This is a genomic window from Paenibacillus sp. JNUCC 35 (assembly GCF_058269095.1).
On the sequence record NZ_CM177771.1, the window covers coordinates 6,024,161 to 6,042,345 of the forward strand.

The 18,185-nt window shown below is 52.4% G+C and carries 21 protein-coding genes and 1 riboswitch; of the genes, 3 read left to right on the forward strand and 18 right to left on the reverse strand.

Annotation, left to right across the window (positions count from 1 at the left end; genetic code table 11):
- Window positions 1-45: 45 nt before the first annotated feature.
- The 10 genes from spoVG to AC2TF6_RS27350 all read right to left on the reverse strand — a co-directional run bounded on the left by spoVG (window position 46) and on the right by AC2TF6_RS27350 (window position 7,763).
- Window positions 46-330 carry a septation regulator SpoVG gene (gene spoVG, locus AC2TF6_RS27305; RefSeq protein WP_009671859.1) on the reverse strand — a complete coding sequence of 95 codons (285 nt, stop codon included), beginning with the start codon at window positions 328-330 and terminating at the stop codon, window positions 46-48.
- Window positions 331-444: 114 nt separating this feature from the next.
- Window positions 445-831: a RidA family protein gene (locus tag AC2TF6_RS27310; RefSeq protein WP_009671871.1), complete on the reverse strand. Its 387-nt coding sequence runs from the start codon at window positions 829-831 to the stop codon at window positions 445-447.
- Between the two features lie 16 nt (window positions 832-847).
- Window positions 848-1,672 (reverse strand): pur operon repressor, encoded by an 825-nt coding sequence (gene purR, locus AC2TF6_RS27315; protein WP_491309315.1) that lies wholly within the window; start codon window positions 1,670-1,672, stop codon window positions 848-850.
- Between the two features lie 168 nt (window positions 1,673-1,840).
- A complete protein-coding gene (gene ispE / locus AC2TF6_RS27320) occupies window positions 1,841-2,695 on the reverse strand; it encodes a 4-(cytidine 5'-diphospho)-2-C-methyl-D-erythritol kinase (protein WP_491309316.1) in 855 nt (284 codons plus the stop codon).
- A 355-nt stretch (window positions 2,696-3,050) separates the two neighbouring features.
- Window positions 3,051-3,233, reverse strand: a complete 183-nt coding sequence (locus AC2TF6_RS27325) for a small, acid-soluble spore protein, alpha/beta type (protein ID WP_491309317.1) — start codon at window positions 3,231-3,233, stop codon at window positions 3,051-3,053.
- A gap of 183 nt (window positions 3,234-3,416) precedes the next feature.
- Window positions 3,417-3,698: a biofilm formation stimulator Veg gene (veg, locus tag AC2TF6_RS27330; protein ID WP_009671869.1), complete on the reverse strand. Its 282-nt coding sequence runs from the start codon at window positions 3,696-3,698 to the stop codon at window positions 3,417-3,419.
- Window positions 3,699-4,079: 381 nt separating this feature from the next.
- Entirely contained in the window at window positions 4,080-4,958 is an 879-nt protein-coding gene (gene yabG, locus AC2TF6_RS27335; RefSeq protein ID WP_491309318.1) for a sporulation peptidase YabG, read from the reverse strand.
- A 62-nt stretch (window positions 4,959-5,020) separates the two neighbouring features.
- Window positions 5,021-5,941, reverse strand: a complete 921-nt coding sequence (gene rsmA / locus AC2TF6_RS27340) for a 16S rRNA (adenine(1518)-N(6)/adenine(1519)-N(6))-dimethyltransferase RsmA (RefSeq protein ID WP_317956938.1) — start codon at window positions 5,939-5,941, stop codon at window positions 5,021-5,023.
- Window positions 5,942-5,989: 48 nt separating this feature from the next.
- A complete protein-coding gene (rnmV, locus tag AC2TF6_RS27345) occupies window positions 5,990-6,535 on the reverse strand; it encodes a ribonuclease M5 (RefSeq protein WP_009671863.1) in 546 nt (181 codons plus the stop codon).
- A gap of 106 nt (window positions 6,536-6,641) precedes the next feature.
- Window positions 6,642-7,763, reverse strand: coding sequence for a resuscitation-promoting factor (locus AC2TF6_RS27350; RefSeq protein WP_372009344.1), 1,122 nt, complete (start codon window positions 7,761-7,763; stop codon window positions 6,642-6,644).
- A 284-nt stretch (window positions 7,764-8,047) separates the two neighbouring features.
- Window positions 8,048-8,242, reverse strand: a riboswitch (cyclic di-AMP (ydaO/yuaA leader).
- A gap of 288 nt (window positions 8,243-8,530) precedes the next feature.
- Here AC2TF6_RS27350 and AC2TF6_RS27355 point away from each other — a divergent pair.
- Both AC2TF6_RS27355 and AC2TF6_RS27360 read left to right on the forward strand, forming a co-directional pair.
- Window positions 8,531-9,274: an ABC transporter ATP-binding protein gene (locus AC2TF6_RS27355; protein WP_405080817.1), complete on the forward strand. Its 744-nt coding sequence runs from the start codon at window positions 8,531-8,533 to the stop codon at window positions 9,272-9,274.
- The gene (locus AC2TF6_RS27360) at window positions 9,271-10,533 is read left to right on the forward strand and encodes an ABC transporter permease (protein WP_491309319.1); all 1,263 of its coding nucleotides are present in this window, start codon (window positions 9,271-9,273) and stop codon (window positions 10,531-10,533) included. The genes AC2TF6_RS27355 and AC2TF6_RS27360 overlap by 4 nt, the downstream gene beginning before the upstream one ends.
- Here the strand turns inward: AC2TF6_RS27360 and AC2TF6_RS27365 are convergent.
- Both AC2TF6_RS27365 and AC2TF6_RS27370 read right to left on the reverse strand, forming a co-directional pair.
- Entirely contained in the window at window positions 10,516-11,283 is a 768-nt protein-coding gene (locus AC2TF6_RS27365; protein ID WP_491309320.1) for a TatD family hydrolase, read from the reverse strand. The two genes, AC2TF6_RS27360 and AC2TF6_RS27365, sit on opposite strands and share 18 nt — an antisense overlap.
- 36 nt (window positions 11,284-11,319) lie before the next feature.
- Complete coding sequence (locus AC2TF6_RS27370; protein ID WP_491309321.1) at window positions 11,320-12,594, reverse strand: HD domain-containing protein; 1,275 nt, start codon at window positions 12,592-12,594, stop codon at window positions 11,320-11,322.
- 340 nt (window positions 12,595-12,934) lie between these two features.
- Between AC2TF6_RS27370 and AC2TF6_RS27375 the strand changes: the two genes are divergently transcribed.
- Complete coding sequence (locus AC2TF6_RS27375; RefSeq protein WP_009671874.1) at window positions 12,935-13,189, forward strand: AbrB/MazE/SpoVT family DNA-binding domain-containing protein; 255 nt, start codon at window positions 12,935-12,937, stop codon at window positions 13,187-13,189.
- A gap of 351 nt (window positions 13,190-13,540) precedes the next feature.
- Here AC2TF6_RS27375 and rsmI read toward each other — a convergent pair whose 3' ends face one another.
- From rsmI to AC2TF6_RS27405, 6 genes are all read right to left on the reverse strand, one after another.
- The gene (rsmI, locus tag AC2TF6_RS27380) at window positions 13,541-14,638 is read right to left on the reverse strand and encodes a 16S rRNA (cytidine(1402)-2'-O)-methyltransferase (RefSeq protein ID WP_491309322.1); all 1,098 of its coding nucleotides are present in this window, start codon (window positions 14,636-14,638) and stop codon (window positions 13,541-13,543) included.
- Window positions 14,639-14,644: 6 nt separating this feature from the next.
- On the reverse strand, window positions 14,645-15,442 hold the full coding sequence (locus tag AC2TF6_RS27385; RefSeq protein ID WP_491309323.1) for a tRNA1(Val) (adenine(37)-N6)-methyltransferase: 798 nt from the start codon (window positions 15,440-15,442) through the stop codon (window positions 14,645-14,647).
- 74 nt (window positions 15,443-15,516) lie between these two features.
- Window positions 15,517-15,855, reverse strand: coding sequence for a DNA replication initiation control protein YabA (gene yabA, locus AC2TF6_RS27390; protein WP_326055251.1), 339 nt, complete (start codon window positions 15,853-15,855; stop codon window positions 15,517-15,519).
- Between the two features lie 36 nt (window positions 15,856-15,891).
- A complete protein-coding gene (locus AC2TF6_RS27395) occupies window positions 15,892-16,695 on the reverse strand; it encodes a PSP1 domain-containing protein (RefSeq protein WP_016424270.1) in 804 nt (267 codons plus the stop codon).
- 1 nt (window position 16,696) lies between these two features.
- Entirely contained in the window at window positions 16,697-17,674 is a 978-nt protein-coding gene (gene holB / locus AC2TF6_RS27400; RefSeq protein ID WP_491309324.1) for a DNA polymerase III subunit delta', read from the reverse strand.
- Between the two features lie 20 nt (window positions 17,675-17,694).
- Window positions 17,695-18,141, reverse strand: coding sequence for a YaaR family protein (locus tag AC2TF6_RS27405; RefSeq protein ID WP_009671907.1), 447 nt, complete (start codon window positions 18,139-18,141; stop codon window positions 17,695-17,697).
- Window positions 18,142-18,185: the final 44 nt, after the last annotated feature.

Consider the following 18,185-nt stretch of genomic DNA (forward strand, 5'->3'; position numbering starts at 1 on the left):
AGAGCCCTGCAGGAACAGGACTCCTTCTGCCAAAACCGGCGTTGATTATGCGCCTTCTTCAATAACTTCCTCTTCCGCAGCCGCACGGTCGTACTCAGACAAAACCGCCGCTTGAATCTTCTCGCGGGTTGTGGATGAAATCGGATGGGCAATATCACGGAACTCCCCGTCCGGAGTCCGTTTGCTAGGCATTGCAACAAACATTCCATTATTGCCGTCAATAACACGAATATCGTGTACGACGAATTCGTTATCGATGGTAATGGAAGCAATCGCCTTCATTCTTCCTTCGGAATTCACCCGGCGAAGTCTGACATCTGTAATTTGCACTGTGTTCACCACCTTTTTCCATTCGCAGGACTTGGTGTATACTTCCACATTTTCGTGCAAATTCCTTCTGGATAAAGAGGAAAAATTTAGATTTTCCTTAAATTAAATGTGCTCTTAAACGTTTTCGACAGCTATCGCCGCAATCAGTTCGATTTCGACAAGCACATCTTTCGGAAGCCTTGCCACTTCTACGGTAGAACGCGCCGGCTTATGCTCGCCGAAGTAGGAAGCGTACACTTCGTTAATGGCTCCGAACTGGTTCATATCCTTGATGAAGACGGTCGCTTTGACCACGTTCTGAAGAGTCGCTCCCGCTTCTTTGAGTACCGCCTGAAGGTTCCGGAACACCTGATGCGTCTGCTCCGTAACGCCGCCCTCTACGAGCTGCCCCTCGGCATTTAATGGAATTTGTCCCGATGTAAAAACGAGATTGCCCACCTGTACCGCCTGGGAGTACGGCCCGATGGCAGCCGGTGCTTCATTCGTTGAAAGAATACGCATAACTTAGATCTCTCCTTTATTCGGAATCAAAATAATTTCCAGGAACAACAGTTACCTGTTTGGTTTTGGAATCGACGCCGGTCAGCCTGGCGAGGGAGATATAATCTTTCACAAGCTCCTCCTCGACCTCGTTCGATTCAATAAACACGCCTACACCGCCAACGGTTGCTTTGAATTCGCCCAGCAAGTCCACCATTCCTTGAATCGTGCCGCCCGCCCTTTTGAAGTCGTCAATGATCAGAACCCGCGCTCCTTCTTGGAGCGTGCGTCTGGCCAGCGACATCGTTTGTATGCGTTTGCTGGAACCCGAAACATAATTGATGCTTACGGCCGATCCTTCCGTAGCGTTGCTGTCGCGTCGCACCGTCACGACCGGCAGATTCATAAAGGAAGCCGTTGCGTATGCAAGCGGGATGCCTTTGGTTTCTACCGTCATCACGACGTCCAGCTCTCTGCCCGCGAATGCGGTAGCGAACGTTTTGCCGATTTCGTTCAATACTTGCGGCCGCCCCATAATATCGGCCATATACAAAAATCCGCCCGGCAGCACGCGTTCCGGCTGCTCAAGCTGATTGCACAAATCCTGCACGAACGAAAGCGACGCTTCCTTGGCGACCTTCGGAATAAATTTCACGCCTCCGGCAGCGCCGGCGAGTGTATGGAGTTCTCCGAGTCCTTCGTCCTCGAATACCTCTTTTATAATCGCCAGATCCTCACTGATCGAAGATTTGGCCGAACTGTAACGTTCCGCGAATGTAGTCAGCGGTATGAGCGTATGCGGCCGAAATAACAAATACTGCGTCATCTCAACCAACCGAGCGCTTCGCTTCAATTTTTTCATGACGCACCCCTAATAAAAACCGAATATTATAAAGAGAATATACCATTTTTGTCCGTCTTTGTACAACCTATACAAGGAAACGTCACATTCGGGACAAGGCCGCCCCCGCCAAGACAGAAAAAAAGCTCCTCACCGGGAGCTATCGCACGGATCTCGAATGCTTGATGCCTACGGGAGCATCCGTACCGCGTATACGTCCTTGCAGAACCCTCTTAGCCCGTTATAGATCCGGGCAACCTTGGCTTCCTTCGATACGAGTCCGAAAACGGTCGGACCGCTGCCCGACATAAGGACACCGTCGGCTCCCAGCCTCTCCATCACTTCTTTCATCTGCCGGACTTGAGGATACAGCTGGAGCGTCACCTCTTCGAGCACGTTGCCGAGACTTCCGCACAGCTCGTCGAACCGTTTATGCCGGATGGCTTCCAAAACCCGCTTGGTATCCGGGTGATGGTTGATTCCCGCAGCATTCAGCTTGCCGTACACCTCGGAGGTAGACACGTTGATGGGCGGCTTGGCGAGAATGACCCAGGATTGCAGAGGGTTGTCCACCGGGTGAAGAATCTCTCCGCGGCCGGTCGCGAGCGCAGTTCCTCCCGTTACGCAGAAGGGGACGTCCGAGCCCAGCTCGCCGCCAAGCTTCTGCAGCTCCTCCGTGGGGATGCCGAGTCCCCACAGCCGGTTCAACCCGCGCAGCGTAGCCGCGGCGTCACTGCTTCCTCCGGCGAGCCCTGCGGCCACCGGAATCTTTTTATCCAAATGTATATAGACGCCCTTGCGGACGTCGTACCGATCTTTTATGAGCCTCGCGGCCTGGAAGGCGAGGTTCTTCTCATCAAGCGGAATGTAGCCGGCCTGACTTGAAATGATGATCGTATCCCGCGGGAGCTCCTGCATTTCAATCCGGTCGGCCAGGTCGACCATCGTCATAACCATTTCCACTTCGTGGTAGCCGTCTTCCCGTTTCCGTAACACGTCCAGGGACAGGTTGATTTTGGCGGAAGCTCTTTCGTATATTTTCACAACGGTCACCTTCTTTTGGGCGCTTTGCCGATAATAGCTTCACATATTATAGCAAATGCCTCTAAGAAAAGCTAAAGCTTCCGCACGGTTCAAATACAAGCGGGGCGGGCATTTTCCATTTGTTCACTTATTTATTAACAATTGTATTTAACGGCGATTATCCGGTACTATCTTAGCCTCCATAAGAGGATGAACCTGCAAATCCCTCATCCGCCCTTTTTCTTCGGTTCGGAAATTCCAGGCAGACCCGATAACTCCATTCCGATGAATGTGCCGCATCTTTTTAAGCTAACCTTGTCGGATGAAGTTCAGCCACGGTGCCCTTCCACGTTAACCGGGCAGCAGCTTCCCCCGCTTACGGACGGCGTTTTATGGCCTGCTCGGCGATCTGCAGAGCTCTTTTCACCATATTTCCCGCATCCTTGCTCCGTATCCCTCCCCAGCCTTCACGCTCGACTGTCTCATAGAAACCAAGGTCTTTGGCGAGCTCGTACTTAAAATCCTCCGACATGATGCCCCTTCTTCTTCTTCTGCTCATCTTAGTTCCTCCTTTGGAGTGCGATTGCGTTAGGTTTCCACCAGTAGTATGCGTCGGGAACGGAATGTCATTCACTCACACCGGGACATGGACAGGAACCTTCCTCTTGGACCCGTACAATCCTTGCACACAAGCGCCCCTGAAAAGCAAAAAACGGCAGCTCCCAAAGGAGTGCCGCTGTTCTTAATGCTGTATATACGTGATGCGGAGTTCTTCTGCTGCGTCATCGTCACAAACCGTAACTTCAACGGATTCGGTCAAAATATCCGCGTAGCTGTACGAGACCCGCTTAAATGATTGTTGTTCTTGGTCTAGCTTTACGATAAAAACAGAAGGGTAGGTTTCTTCCAAAACACCGAAACGCTCAATGGTTTTCCGACGGCCGCCATTTGCTTTCAACATGATTTTCTGTCCAACATGAGGCTCAAGACTGCGTTTGATTTCCAACAGCGCATTTTTAGCCATTGTGATCTACCACCTCTTTCTCTGTTTATTATACCTCAAACCAGTGTGTTTGTCAAACAAGCCAAATATTATATCAGCCAGACAAATACGTTGTCAACGGTATAAAATCCTATTTTTATTTCTTCACAGGCTTAGCTTTTGTCAAAACCTGCAGAATTATGCACCGCTGCCTTTTCCTAAGATCCGCCGGGTCCATAAAGGCCCATTTCTCCGCCCTTAAACCGCAACGTATAAAAAAGCGTACAGCCCCTTGTATCCAAGATACATGGTTCTGTACGCTTATCTTTAAACGCCAAGCAGGTGCTAAAGCCGCATCCTTTGTTCCGAAGCATCCGGGCACCGCTTCACGCCCTCGGCCTCATCAGCCGCCCTGCCAGAAGCCTATACGGTGGCTTCCGCAGTCAGGTTTACGAGCCTGGGCACACCCATCCGGTAGCTCCCCCTGGTTTCAATGCCGCCGACTCCGTCCAGACCCGTTACCGTAACGCCGGCCAGATCGACCATGGACACGGTTTCGCGAATCGATGTGTAGGAAGCTTTGGCAGCTATACATAGGGGATCCAACGCATGAATGAGCACCCGGGCGGGAGAGCTTGCGAAATTCGCCCCCGCCTGCAGTAGCGCCTCGAAGTGGGATTGGCAGGCACCCGCCACGATCGTCAGCGCATCGCGGTTGCTCTGGTACTGCCGCGCGACTTGGACGGCCCTGACGAAATGAAGCGAGTTTTTATAGCTGTCGAGCTGATGTACGTCCAGCTTCTTTCTGTTTTTCAGCAGACCGTCATGTCCCGTGACAACGACGATATCGGGCTTCACCTGCGGCAGGAGACGCTGCAGGGTGACAGCCATCTGAGATTCGCTCACATAAAAGCCCTCTGCGGGGATGCGAAGCTCTCCGTACAGATTCATGCTTTTGCGCAGATAGTTCGGATCGCCGTCCAGATGCAGGATCTTACCCGGCATCTCGAAATATTGCGTATTCTCGGGCAGCTTATTACGCACCAGATTATCGTTGAGCTGATACAGCTCCTGACGAAACTGGCGGATGCTGCGGATTGTCTCGCCTACCCTCGGCAAATTCACTCTCGGAAAATCCGAATCGCGGGCGACCGTTACGCGGGATAGATCAGCAATGGGAGCGTCCGCCAGCAGGCGAAAATCGACGCCCCGAAGAATCGCCCTTGTCGTATCGATCTCCTGGATTCGAAAAATGATATCGTTGCCGTAGGATTTGCGGGTCGCCAGATCGCCTTGCCTCATGAAGCCATCCCCTCCTAAGCCTATCGTATGGCAGGGGTGGGCAATTGGTGATTAGCCCGCTTCTATTTGCTGCAGGTCGGGCAGTTCCGCAGAGCTTCCGCCACGCGGCCGTATTCCTCCATGCTGAGCGTTTCGCCGCGGCGGCTTGGTTCGATGCCCGCCTCCAGCAGAAGAGCCTCCAAATCGCGTTTGTTCTCTTTGGAGAAGAACCGGGCTCCGAGGTTGTTATAGATCGTTTTGCGCCGCTGCGCAAAGCTGGCCTGTACCACCTCGAAGAAGAAGTCTTCGTCCGCTACTTCGACGGGAGGTCCTTTGCGCAGACGCAGGCGGATCACAGCCGAGTCGACGTTCGGCTGCGGCACGAAAACGGTGCGCGGAACGATCGTAACCAGTTCCGCTTCGCAATAGAATTGTACGGCGATGCTGAGGCTGCCGTACTCCTTGCCGCCCGGCTTGGCCGCCATCCGGTCCGCCACTTCCTTCTGGATCATCACGACGATGTTTTCGAGCGGAAGCTTTTCTTCGAGCAGCTTCATAATGATCGGCGTCGTGATGTAATACGGAAGGTTGGCGACGACGCTGATTCCGGACAAGCCGGAGAATTTCTCCTCGATCAGTTGCCTCAGATCGAGCTTCAACACGTCGCCGTGGACGACCTCGGCCGTCGGATAGGGCGACAGCGTCTCCCGCAGGATGGGGAGCAGACGCTGGTCGATCTCCACCGCCACGACGCGGCCGGCTTCCTTCGCCAGCTGCTGGGTCAGGGCGCCGATTCCGGGCCCGATCTCCAGCGCCCCCTTCTCGGGAGTAAGCTCCGCCGCCGAGATGATGTTGCGCAGAACGTTGCCGTCCGTAAGAAAGTTCTGTCCCAGACTTTTTTTGAGCACCAGATTGTGCCGGTTTAGAATATCTTTGGTCCGTTTGGGCGTTGCCACATCTTCAGAAGCAAAAGACGGGCCGCTGCCTTGTTCATTTAATTTCATAGTCATCCTCCAAGCTTCCGTCCCTGACGAAAGCTGCCTGTGCGTAAATTATTGATCCGGACGGTCCAACTGCTCTACGGCAGCTTCGAACTCTTCCCGGGAAATTTGAAAAGCGGCGCAGCGCTTGTAAAACTGCTTACCATTACAATACCCGATTCCGAGCTTTTTTCCTACTTCCAGTCGTCTGGCCGCGGCATCGGGATGAACAACGAGGCCGGCGGCGATCAGATCCTCCCATGTCAAAAGAGACGCGGCGCCCTCATATTCGGTCTTTACGTTCGCCAGAGCGGACCGTATAGCGTCCGGAGTCGCGTTCTCGACTCCGATGTCCCCCCGCTTCTCGGCAAGTTCCTGGGGGAGAAAAGCGTGCTTGCAGCCGGGCACCTTGCCCGAAATGATTTTGCGGATGCGCTCCCCCGCATGATCCGGATCCGTGAAGACAATGACCCCTCTGCGCTCCTGGGCCAGCCGGATGCGATCCAGAATTGCCCGGTTGATTGCCGACCCGCCGGTTTCGATCGTATCCGCTTCAACCGCCCGCTTGATGGCGGTTGTATCGTCTTTTCCTTCGACAACAATGATTTCTTTGATCATGTTCTTTATCCTCTCTTAAGCGCACAAAAAGAAGAGGGTTTCCCTCTTCTTTTTGCATACGGTTTGTTACCGGTTTGTAAATCTTCGTTACAGGTAACATGTTATCCTAATCTTGCGTCGGTTTATTCGGACCGATGACGTAAACGGTATATCCCCGTTTCACACCGAAAGTCTTGGCATAATTCATGCTGTCGAAATAAACGTCCATTTTCTGGCCTTTAATAGCACCGCCCGTATCTTCCGCACGGCGGTATCCGATGCCTTCAATGTACACCCACCAGCCTAACGGCACGACGGATGGATCTACGGCAATCGTCTGCCCTTGAACAGGCTTCGTTCCGCTGGCGGTCCGGTTGCCTACGCCCGGCTCTTCGGAAGAGTAAGCGGTCAAGGTAACGTTCTTTAATATTTTCTTCGCGTCTATGTCGGTACCTGCTTTAGTTACCTGCTTAGGCTTAACCGGTTCGGATGCGGCTGCCACCGTAACGACCGGATTTTTTGTGCCTACAGCCACAATCTTATCCACACTGGCGTTTTTGACTGCTTGATCGATAACTTGCTCGGATACGAGTTTTCCGTTTTCGAAAATCTTCTCTTTCTTTTTGACCAATACGCCTTCCTGGCCTTCCTGTACGACCTGCTCTTTGCCTTTCAGCAGATCCTCATCGGATTTCTTGACCACACTGAATGCGATGGGCTCCGAAATTTCTTCCGTTTCTTTCTTCACCCGGACAACTTCGATAGCCGCATTGGCTGAAAGCTCCGTGTCTTTGGCCGGAGTCACTTTGTCGTGCTCTCCCAGCGAAATATTTGAATCTTGCAGAACTTGATCTACCGTTTTCGCAATGGTATGCACAGTTTGTGTCTGCCCGTCGGCAGTTAGCTGTACGGGTGATGCATGATCGATGACAATCTTCTGACCGTCTTGAATCTTGCCGTCAAGCGGCATAGATACCTGATCGTGCTCACCGATTGTAATGGCTTGTTCATCCAGTAGGCGCTGTAGGACCCATTGTCTTGTTTCCACAACGGTTTCTCGTCCGTTTACCACCAATGATACGCTTTTACCAGCCGTACCGTATAACAACACCAAAAACATGAAAGTCAAAGCGAATGAAATGATAGCTGCAAGGATGATCATACGCAAGTTTTCATGCTTCCATCGCAATGCGAAGGACATGCTGGATGATCGCTTAACATGGGTCTCTGATTGCGAGATATTGCCCACTTCTTCGGTCCTCCTTCAAAGCCTCGCCTCTGTGATACGCATGATGATTTGGACGCGACTTAGGTTTATTTGGCGGTTCCTAACGGAACCCTTGCAATTGGCTCTTTCCCGCCGGCTGACCGGTTGCTCTCAGTCTCTACGGGGTCGGCATCACCTCCGCTTGATGTTTACCTGTATGCGGGTCGAATACCCGTCCGATATGGAACAAAAAAGGCCATCGGAAAGAGAAAGCTTCCCGGTGGCCTGTGTGTGAGCGCGACTAAACAGAATGACACGACAGTTGGTATCTCTCCCGGTACGCTTACGAGGTTAGCTGACGGATTCGGGCCGTGAGAGCTGCCCTACTCGCCGGCGGTGCTGCCTGCACCTGCCATTGAGATTCACCCCAAATTGTTTCCTGTTGTATCGGCCCAAAGCTGTTCCGACCTTGACAGCGGTTCCCCCGTTTTCCTTTTACGGAAACTCAGCGTTAAAACTTGGCGTTTATTAAGTTATCATGAAAGTATATTACGCTCAAATATCCAACCTGTAAAGGGGGCATATTCCCTAAAAATAAGCAAATTTAACCAAACCAATGGCATTTATCTAATTATCTTGCAGTCGTTCTCCTTTTTTCTCCCGTTATCTCGCTTCTAGTTTTCTCCATTTCCGCCGTCCCGCTTGGACATTGGGCTTCCAGGCATTTTTTGACTATAATAAAAGATACGGCAATCCGCCCGAAAAGGCCGAAAGCCGCAATAACCGATTGAAGAAAAGCAGGTGAAGGCATGGATCCGATTCTTCACATTTCCCGTCTCAGCGGAGGCTATTTGCCCGGAAAACCGATTCTCCGCGATCTCGAAATTACAGTCGGACAAGGTGAAATGGTCGGTCTGATTGGACTCAACGGAGCGGGGAAAAGCACGACCATCAAACACATCCTCGGGCTCCTGAAGCCGCAGGAGGGCAGCGTCCGCATCCGTAACCGGACATTGGAGGAAGATCCGCTCGGCTACCGGTCCTCGTATTCTTTCGTCCCGGAGTCTCCCGAATTGTACGACGATCTGACGATTGAAGAGCATTTGGAACTGACGGCGATGGCTTACGATATTCCGAAGGAAGCGTTCAAGGAACGTGCCGGACGCCTGATGAGCGAGTTCCAGATGGAGCCTAAGCGCAAAAGCTTCCCGGGCCAGCTATCCAAAGGGATGAAGCAGAAAGTCATGATCATGAATGCGTTTCTTGTCGAGCCCGCGCTTTATGTCATTGACGAGCCGTTCCTCGGCCTTGACCCGCTGGCGATGCGCTCTCTTCTCGACATTATGGCGGACTTCAAGAGCAGGGGCGCCAGCTTCCTGATCTGTTCCCACATCCTGGCCACGATCGAAAGATACTGCGACCGGTTCGTCGTTCTCCATCAGGGACGGATTCTTGCCCAGGGCACACTCGACGAGCTGAGACAACAAACCGGGCTGTCCGATGCGACCCTGGACGAGCTGTTCTATGAGCTGGTGCGGAGGAATCCGGCATGAACCAAGAAGCAGCCGTTCACAGAGAGGGCACGGCCGGGGCTGTCCGTCAGCTGTGGAAGCGCAGAATCGACCATTACCGTCAGGAAACGTCCCGCTACTGGGCTTATGTCGCAAGAAGCCAGTTTTTCGGTTTTCTTTTCCTGATTTTTATCGTGTCTTCCTATTATTATGCAAAAATACTTCAGCAGCTTCCGACATCTTTTCCCTACATTTGGATCGTTCTGCTCGTCCTCGTTCCGGCTCTCGCAGCCGGCTCGGTGCGAACCCTTCTGAAGAATGCGGACCGGGTGTTTCTGCTTCCTCTGGAACCCGTTATGAACGTGTTCTTCCGGGCAGCTTTCCGCTATAGTCTGGGGATCCAGGCCGCACGATCTATCGTTCTGATGCTGATTGCATGGCCTTTGTACAAACACTGCACGGGCACGGAAGGACAGCCCTTGTGGCTGATGGCGATTTTTGTTCTTCTAATAAAAACAGCCAACCTGCTCGGCTCGTGGCAGGAAGGCCGTTTTTCATCCCCCGGATGGCGTCTGATCTCAGCGGGTTACCGCTGGGTCTTAAGCGCAGCCGTCGTTTTCGCCTTGTTCGGTACGGGGCCGCTTCCGGGCGGGGTCGTTCTATTGGCGGGACTTGCCGTCTGGGCGGTCATGTACAGGCTCGGGCCCGGTCGGCGTGCAGTCGGCGTAGCCTGGGATTACCTCATCGACAACGAGCGCAAACAGCAGTACCGCCTGTACTTGTTTTTTAGCGGCTTCGCCGATGTGCCCCAGCTTCCTGTGCGCGTAAAACAGAGACGATGGCTGGCCGGAATTACGAACCGGTATTCGTTCCGGTCTTCCTCGCTTTATCTGTATCTCTTCACGAAGACGTTCGTCCGTTCGGAGCTGCTCGGCATCGTCGTCCGGATCACGCTTGTCACCGGCCTCGCAGCCGCGGCCGTTCAATCCGCACCGGTGGCCGCTGCGGTCTGCCTCGTGGCCCTGTTCATTTCGCTGATCCAGCTCACCTCGCTGGAACAATCGCACCGCTACACGTTCTGGCTGCAGACTTATCCGGTAGATCCACGCCGGAAAGTGGACGCCGTGGTGCGGATCATCAGCGCCGCTTTCACCCTGCAGGGTATCGTTCTTACCCTGCTGATGTTGCTGAGCGGGGCGGGCGTTTATGCAGCCGCCCCGCTTGCGGGGCTCGCGCTCGGCCTCGTGCTTTGCGCTACGGTAATGAAGCGGAAATTTACCGCTTCATTTGAGGCCGAGTAAACGCACGGCATTGTCCGTCGTCACTTTGGCCAGTTCCTCCAGGCTCATGCCGCGCAGCTCGGCCGCCGCTTCGGCAACGAGACGCACGTAAGACGTTTCGTTGCGCTTGCCCCGGAACGGATGAGGCGTCAAATAAGGCGCATCCGTTTCGATAAGCAGGCGGTCAAGCGGCACCTGCTTGAGGACTTCCTTGGGCTGCTTGGCGTTTTTGAACGTAATGGGACCCCCGAAGGAAATATGGAAGTTCATATCCAGACACTGCTTCGCCGTTTCCCAGCTGCCGGAATAGCAGTGCATAATGCCGCCGACTTCGGCGGCTTTTTCTTCTTTCAGGATATCGACGATATCTTGGTGAGCCTCGCGGTTATGGATCACGATCGGAAGCCCGACCTTGCGTGCAAGGCGGATCTGTTCGCGAAACACTTTCGCCTGGACATCTTTCGGCGACGTATCCCAGTGATAGTCCAGCCCGATCTCCCCGATCGCCACTACTTTCTCGTGCTTGCACAGCTCTTCGATCCATTCAAGGTCGCCGGGCCGCATATCGATCGCATCGGTCGGGTGCCAGCCTACTGTCGTCCATATAAAATCGTACTTCTCGGCAAGCTCGATGGAAGAAGGAATGGTTTCGCGGTTGAACCCTACGTTAACAATCCGGGTTACCCCGTTGTCCCACGCCCTTTGGATAGCATCATCACGGTCTTCGTTGAAATCTTCATTGTTCATATGAGTATGAGTATCGGTCAGCATAACGGGAACTCCTTTTGTTTCGTCTGTTTTTTTGAATTAGGCGTCGAACAGCTTCTTACGGAGAGCCGCAGCCTTGCCGCCCTCTTTTTCAAACAACTCGGCGGGATAATATATACGGTGCTGCCCCATATGAATGCCCGAGATCGATTTGACGATTTCGGAGCGTGCCGAAATTTCCGTCAGTTTATCCTGGCCGTCAAGCAGCAGAATGGGTTGTTTGTCTTCCTTGCCGGTATCGGGCCGGTATACATCGTACGACTGGTCCGACGGGAAATCCAGCTCCAGATAATAATCCGCATCAAACCCGGCCTCCACCAGAGCGTCACGGAATTCCGTCAGGAGTTCTTTGTCCCACTCTTCCACGGCCGAGAATTTGAACAAGCGGCGGTGCAGAAAGCGGCCGGACAAATCAGCCAGCACGGGGTCTTTTTCCAAACTCCAATACATCAGAACCGTCTGCATCAAAGATTCGTCCAGGAGGAAATAATCCTCCAGCGCCAATTTTCCTTGGAAAAGATGAAGAATCGGCTCCGGCATAAATGTAAACGAGTAACCGTCTTCGAACAGCGCTTTGGCGCACTCCAGAACTTTCCCCAGCAAAATCTCCGCGCTCCGGGTAACCGGATGAAAATAAACCTGCCAGTACATCTGGTAACGGGACATCAAATAATCTTCGACGGCATGCATCCCGCTCTCTTTTACGACAATTTTCCCTTTATAAGGCCGTACTACCCTCAGAATACGCTCCAGATCGAAAGTTCCGTAATTCACACCTGTAAAATACGCGTCCCGCAGCAAATAATCCATCCGATCGGCATCGAGCTGAGACGAGACGAGACTCGTTACGATTTCCTTGCGATAGGTTTTGCAAATGACACCGGCAACGTCATGGGCAAACGTCGGCGACACTCTGGAAAGCACCTGGTTTACTTCACTGTCACCCAAAATGATCCGGCAGGACCAATTTTCGTGATTCGTTCCGAATACTTTTTCAATAGAGTGGGAAAATGGCCCGTGACCGACATCATGCAGCAGAGCGGCGCATAAACAAAGCAGCCTTTCCTCTTCCGGCCAGTCGGCATATGAATTTCTTTCGAATTGAGAAATAATCTTTCTCGTAATCTCGTAAACGCCGAGCGAGTGGGAAAAACGGCTGTGCTCCGCGCCGTGAAAGGTCAGGAATGAAGTGCCCAGCTGGCGGATACGCCGCAGCCGCTGAAATTCCCTGGTGTTGATGAGGTCCCAAACCGTACGGTCCTGCACATAAATATATTTATGGACAGGGTCTTTAAAAACTTTTTCTTCTATCATTTTTCCGCCTCCTTTTCGACATAAAAGCCGACTATTTGATCAATTAAACAAGGAATTTGTCGAATAATGTTTCGGGCCATTTTCCAAACCAAGTGGTACTTGTCACAAAAATAAAACAATTGTCAGTTCAAAGGAAAGCGGTTAACTGCAAAAGATCCACTTATTTTTAAGGGTTAAGGAGGAATTCGGCATTTCATAAAGAATTCATTAAATATAAAAACTGCAATTAGAGACCAATTTTGGGTTGACTATTTTGGGAATGCTTGGTATCATAAATATCGAAAACTATGTCGAATAATGACGATTAATTATTTCAGTAGATTGGAAGGAGCTTTTATATATGATGAAATCCACAGGTATTGTAAGAAAAGTCGACGAATTGGGGCGTGTCGTTATTCCAATCGAACTTCGCCGTACACTCGGTATCGGTGAAAAGGACGCGCTGGAGATTTATGTAGACGGCGAGCGCATCATGCTCAAGAAATATGAGCCTGCTTGTATCTTCTGCGGCAACGCTGAAAATGTGACTTATTTCAAAGGAAAAATTGTTTGTCACGAATGTTTAAATGAAATGCCAATACCTGTGACAAAATAAGAAAAATAGTATATAATAAGAACTAGCAAAGTTCCCATTGGTAATTCTAACCTTTTTCATATCTCCTCTACGTCTCTGATCCCGGCGGACCACTGCCATGGATTAGGGACATTTTTTTGCCCGGAAACGTGAAAAAGCTTTCTGCTGCAGGGTACAGTTACCAAGCACACATGCAAAACTTGAGGTAACAGGAGCCGCCGAAAGTGCACACGCGTCTCCGTACAGAATGGCTCCGTCACCACTTGCATCGGGCCTCGTTTGGAAGCGCTCATTCCCTGATCCGCCCGGTGATTCCGGAGCCTCTGCCATCATACCCGCAAGCCTCGGCATAATTTCTCTTAGACCGGCAGCTTAATTCTGAAGCAGCTCGTTGTAGACGTCCCGCTTCGGCAGCCCCCGGTCGGAAGCGGTCTTTTTGATCGCTTCCTTCTTGCTCAGCCCCTGTCCCATGTAATGGGCGGCATGCTCCTCCAGTGAAAGCTCCTTCCACCAGGCGGCTTCCGCCTCCGCCGTTTCGGCCGCGCTTCGTCCCTCCACGAGGACGACGTACTCGCCCTGCGGCGGATGCTCGCCGAGATGGGCCAGCGCCCCGCTGATCCGGCCGCGCCCGAATTCCTCATAGCGCTTCGTTAATTCGCGCGCCAGGCAGATCTCCCGATCCCCCCATGATTCGAGCATCTGCTTGAGCGTACGGACAACCCTATGGGGGGATTCGTAGAACAGCAGCGTGCCCTGCGCAGGCGCCAGCCTCGCCAACTCCCGCTGCTGATCTTTCTTATCGCGCGGCAGGAACCCGATGAAGGTAAATTCATCGGTAGGCAGCCCTGAGGCGATAAGGGCCGACAAGGCCGCGTTCGCTCCCGGAATCGGCACGACCGTAACTCCGGCTTCAATTGCCAGTCGGACAAGATCGTGCCCGGGATCGGAGATGGCCGGCAGCCCCGCATCGCTGACGAGCGCGATGGTCTGCCCCTCGCTCATGAGCCGGACCAGCTCCGGGCCGCTCGCCTGCTTATTGTGCTCGTGATAGCTGACGAGCCTCCCGGAAATGTCGAAGTGAGTCAGCAGCTTGCGAGTCTGGCGCGTATCCTCAGCGGCGATAAGGTCCGCTTCCTTCAGGACACGAACAGCTCGGTAGGTCATGTCTTCGAGATTGCCGATCGGAGTGCCTACCAGATAAAGCATCCCCACGCCGATCGACTTTTCCGGTTTACGGCTGCGGACTCTGCCCTGAACCTGTTCCGGTATAGACGAGATAGCGTCATGGCCGTAGGTACCTTTTTGGAGCGTATCAGCACCGGTCTGCCTTTCCGTGTTCGGTGAATCTTCCACTTCTAACGCCGCTCGATCCTTTATGTTCTCTGCTGTATCCGCCGCATCTCCCTCCTTCCCGATTATGCGCTGATCGTCTTTCTTCATTATATAGCTTCGCTGTATATTAAAATTCATGCCGGATTATCCTCTGTTTCTTTCGTTTTCCGGGCTTTTTTGCCCGCCTGCTTCCAACTCACTCTTCTCCCCGTAGAATACGGCATGAAGTTCGCCGCAGTACCGTCCGCCCTCCTCATGAACGAAGAGCGGCGGAAGAGTTCGCATATCCGCTTTACCGTCACGGATACCTTCGATCAGTACCATCATCGCCTCTTCCCCTTGCCGCGGGTGAACGAAACGGACCCTTTTGGGCTCGACGCGGTACTGTCTCATTAACGTACAGATATCGACCAGCCGGTTCGGCCGGTGTACCATGGCCATCTTGCCTCCGGCTTTCAGCAGTTTAGCGGAAGAGGCTATCACGTCCTCCAAGGTACAGAATAGCTCGTGCCTTGCGGCCGCCACATGCTCGTTGCGGTTTTGTTCACCCGCAGGGACAGGCAGATAGGGCGGGTTGACCGTCACCAGATCATACCGGGAAGCTCCCAGTGTCCGGTGAATCTGCTTGAGATCGGCATGTACCATGTGAAGCCTTTCCTGCAAACCGTTCAACTCGATATTGCGTCTCCCCATACCTGCCAAGCGCTCCTGGATTTCGACGCCCCAGATCTCGGCTGCGGGTGTCCTTGTAGACAACAGAAGGGGAATAACTCCGTTGCCGGAGCACAGATCCACAATTTTGCCCCGTGGAGACACCGTGCAGAACCTTGCCAATAAAACCGCATCCAAAGAAAAGGCAAATACCTCTTCGCTTTGGATGATTTTCAAATCATGTGTCAGCAGATCGTCGATCCGCTCCGTTTCATGCAGTGCAACCTGCACGTGGACTCCTCCTTTATTTTAACCGGAATTCTCATATGGAAAAAACCGTAGAGAAAAGCTCCCTACGGCTTACGTTATTTATTTAAGAAAGACAGGCAGAACAAACAGTCTCCTTCCGTCCGCAAGTGTCCGTAATAGACATTGCAGATATGGAAGCCTTCATAATACAGACGGGCCAGGTTGTCGTATCCCTCGCCGATTACAGGCTCAACGCCTTTCTCCGGTTCGGAGTCCGTCTCCTCGGCATCCCCCTGCTTCAGCAATTTGCGAAGCTGTTGATTTTCCATCATCAGCCTTTGGTTATCCTCAAGCAAAGAAATGATGGTTTTCTTCAAATCGCCAAGCTCCGCATATGCTTTTCCGATCTGCTCTTCCAAACCGTCGATTTGCGCAAACATTTCATGTTTCTCCACTGTCTCACCTCAAGTAACGCTTCCTGCATCCGTTAACTAATCTTGCTCCGCTACATCGTCAAAAGGAAGATCCATTATTTTGCCGATATCGTACAGCTGAACCTTGCAAGTTTTTTCGTTCATGTTCAGTGAAAGCACCTTGCCGTTGCCAAGTGAGGTAATCACATAAGTTCCTACGGAAGGCACGCTGTCTTTGGCGCTTTCGTAGTTGTCATGCTCGAACTTCAAGCAGCACATAAGACGGCCGCACAATCCAGAAATTTTGGTCGGATTCAGGGACAGGTTCTGGTCCTTGGCCATCTTGATCGACACCGGTTCGAAATCGCCCAGGAATGAAGAACAGCATAAGATTCGGCCGCACGGTCCGATACCGCCCAGCATTTTGGCTTCATCCCGTACCCCGATCTGACGGAGTTCGATACGCGTTCTGAAAATGCTCGCCAGGTCCTTAACCAGCTCCCGGAAGTCAACCCTTCCCTCAGCCGTAAAATAAAAAATAATTTTATTCCGGTCAAATGTATATTCCACGTCCACCAGCTTCATTTTGAGCTGATGATCCTTGATTTTATTCAAACAAATCCCGAAAGCATCTTTGGCCGCTTTCTTGTTCTCTTCAACAAGCTGGGCATCAGTCGGATTCGCAATCCGGATGACTTTCTTGAGCGGAAGGACCACATCGTTCTCTTGAACGGTTTTCTTTCCGATGACCACTCTACCATATTCGATGCCTCTGGCGGTCTCAACGATTACGGCGTTCTCTTGTTCCACAGGAAGGTCAATGGGATCAAAATAATACACCTTGCCCGCCTTCTTGAAGCGGACACCTACGACGGAATACATGTTACACCCCCTGCATGTCCACTAGCATTTTCTCGACAACCAGCTGTGGATTGGCATTAAAACGCAGCCGTTTTTGAAGTTCAACCGCCTGGGCCAGCAAACGCACCCATTCTCCGGTTTCCCTCTTGAACGACAGTGGCCCCATCCAATCCATCTGGTCGATATATACGAAATTTTCCTTGCGACCGATTCGCAGGGAAACCATGTCTTTCAACCATAAAATCATGAGATCGAAAAGCAGAGCCGTATGATCGGCCAGCCCGGCTTTGATCCACTTCTGCTGCAGCGTAACAAAGGAAGACGGATAGCGTGTCAGCGTTTCCCTCAACAATTGTATCATTGTGCTGCGGATTTCGGCAAACCCATTTGTCTGAATCATTTCTTTAGCCGCTTGTATGCCGGCCGTCAAATGAATGGCAGGCTGCACCAGGGCAGCAGGGTGACCTTCTTCCAGCAGTACTCTCGCCATCTCGGCCCGCGGCATAGGTGTGAAAGAAATCCATTGAGACCGGGACTGAATGGTCGGCAGCAGAGCATGTCCATTCTCGGTAACGAGTACCGCAACCACTTTCGAGTTCGGTTCTTCCAAAAACTTAAGCAGGCTGTTGGCAGCCTGGACAGTCATTTTCTCCGCTTGATTCAGAATATAAATCTTCGTGCCCGAACCTGCGGAGCGGTAGGCAAACTGCTTCTGCAGCTCGCGAATCTGGTCGATCTTGATGGAAGCCCCATCGGGCTCAATTTGGTAAAGATCCGGATGGTTGCCATGCTCGACCTTCCTGCACTCCAGACATTCCCCACAGGCGTCATCCTTGAGGTTCGTGCAGTAGATGGCTTTCGCAAGCATAAGGGCCGTCTGCTTCCTCCCCGTACCTACCGGACCGCTAAATATATAAGCGTGCGATATTCTATCCTGCCGCAAGCCGCTTTGCAATATGCGCTTGGCCGTTTCCTGGCCTGGGATCGTTTGAAAAGACATTTGTATATTCTCCACTGTCTTTAAAATAAAAAGTGGATCAGCATGCCCCGTATCTCGCCTATTCGCTGCAAAATCTCCAGCCGTCCCTGCTCGGTTTCAAGCAGGTCGTCCGCCATGCTGAGCAGAGCGCCGTCTACTTCCTCCAGCAGCTTGTACCTCTTCGTCCGGCCTCTCCTGTCCCATCCGCGAGTTTCGCGCAAGCCGACTCCCTGACGAGCCGTCTCCTCCAGAAACTGCTTGATCAGCAGCTTGTACTGCCGAAGTTCCCGCAGCTTCATGGATCTGGAAAGACGGTCACCCTGGAGCCCGATCTGCTGAAGCATCCGGTTAAGCTGCTCCATGGTGACCTTCTCGTCATGCTTGAGCATAAAGGCGGAGAAGTCTTTGGGAGGCGATTGAAGAGTCGGCGCCGTTTCCGGAACCTTTACGTTCTTACCGATCGGCTGCCACCCCGGGTTGATTTTCAAGCTTCATGCTCCCCTTTTGTTGCGTATTGGCGGGTTCCGTCGGT

What these genes read in the sequence shown, in the direction of transcription:
- purR (WP_491309315.1), bottom strand. Translation starts at nt 1,672, where the DNA reads ATGAAAAAATTGAAGCGAAGCGCTCGGTTGGTTGAGATGACGCAGTAT.
- AC2TF6_RS27360 (WP_491309319.1), top strand. Translation starts at nt 9,271, where the DNA reads ATGAACCAAGAAGCAGCCGTTCACAGAGAGGGCACGGCCGGGGCTGTC.
- AC2TF6_RS27355 (WP_405080817.1), top strand. Translation starts at nt 8,531, where the DNA reads ATGGATCCGATTCTTCACATTTCCCGTCTCAGCGGAGGCTATTTGCCC.
- rnmV (WP_009671863.1), bottom strand. Translation starts at nt 6,535, where the DNA reads ATGATCAAAGAAATCATTGTTGTCGAAGGAAAAGACGATACAACCGCC.
- holB (WP_491309324.1), bottom strand. Translation starts at nt 17,674, where the DNA reads ATGTCTTTTCAAACGATCCCAGGCCAGGAAACGGCCAAGCGCATATTG.
- rsmA (WP_317956938.1), bottom strand. Translation starts at nt 5,941, where the DNA reads ATGAAATTAAATGAACAAGGCAGCGGCCCGTCTTTTGCTTCTGAAGAT.
- AC2TF6_RS27310 (WP_009671871.1), bottom strand. Translation starts at nt 831, where the DNA reads ATGCGTATTCTTTCAACGAATGAAGCACCGGCTGCCATCGGGCCGTAC.
- AC2TF6_RS27375 (WP_009671874.1), top strand. Translation starts at nt 12,935, where the DNA reads ATGATGAAATCCACAGGTATTGTAAGAAAAGTCGACGAATTGGGGCGT.
- yabG (WP_491309318.1), bottom strand. Translation starts at nt 4,958, where the DNA reads ATGAGGCAAGGCGATCTGGCGACCCGCAAATCCTACGGCAACGATATC.
- AC2TF6_RS27325 (WP_491309317.1), bottom strand. Translation starts at nt 3,233, where the DNA reads ATGAGCAGAAGAAGAAGAAGGGGCATCATGTCGGAGGATTTTAAGTAC.
- veg (WP_009671869.1), bottom strand. Translation starts at nt 3,698, where the DNA reads ATGGCTAAAAATGCGCTGTTGGAAATCAAACGCAGTCTTGAGCCTCAT.
- AC2TF6_RS27365 (WP_491309320.1), bottom strand. Translation starts at nt 11,283, where the DNA reads ATGCTGACCGATACTCATACTCATATGAACAATGAAGATTTCAACGAA.
- AC2TF6_RS27370 (WP_491309321.1), bottom strand. Translation starts at nt 12,594, where the DNA reads ATGATAGAAGAAAAAGTTTTTAAAGACCCTGTCCATAAATATATTTAT.
- rsmI (WP_491309322.1), bottom strand. Translation starts at nt 14,638, where the DNA reads ATGAATTTTAATATACAGCGAAGCTATATAATGAAGAAAGACGATCAG.
- AC2TF6_RS27395 (WP_016424270.1), bottom strand. Translation starts at nt 16,695, where the DNA reads ATGTATTCCGTCGTAGGTGTCCGCTTCAAGAAGGCGGGCAAGGTGTAT.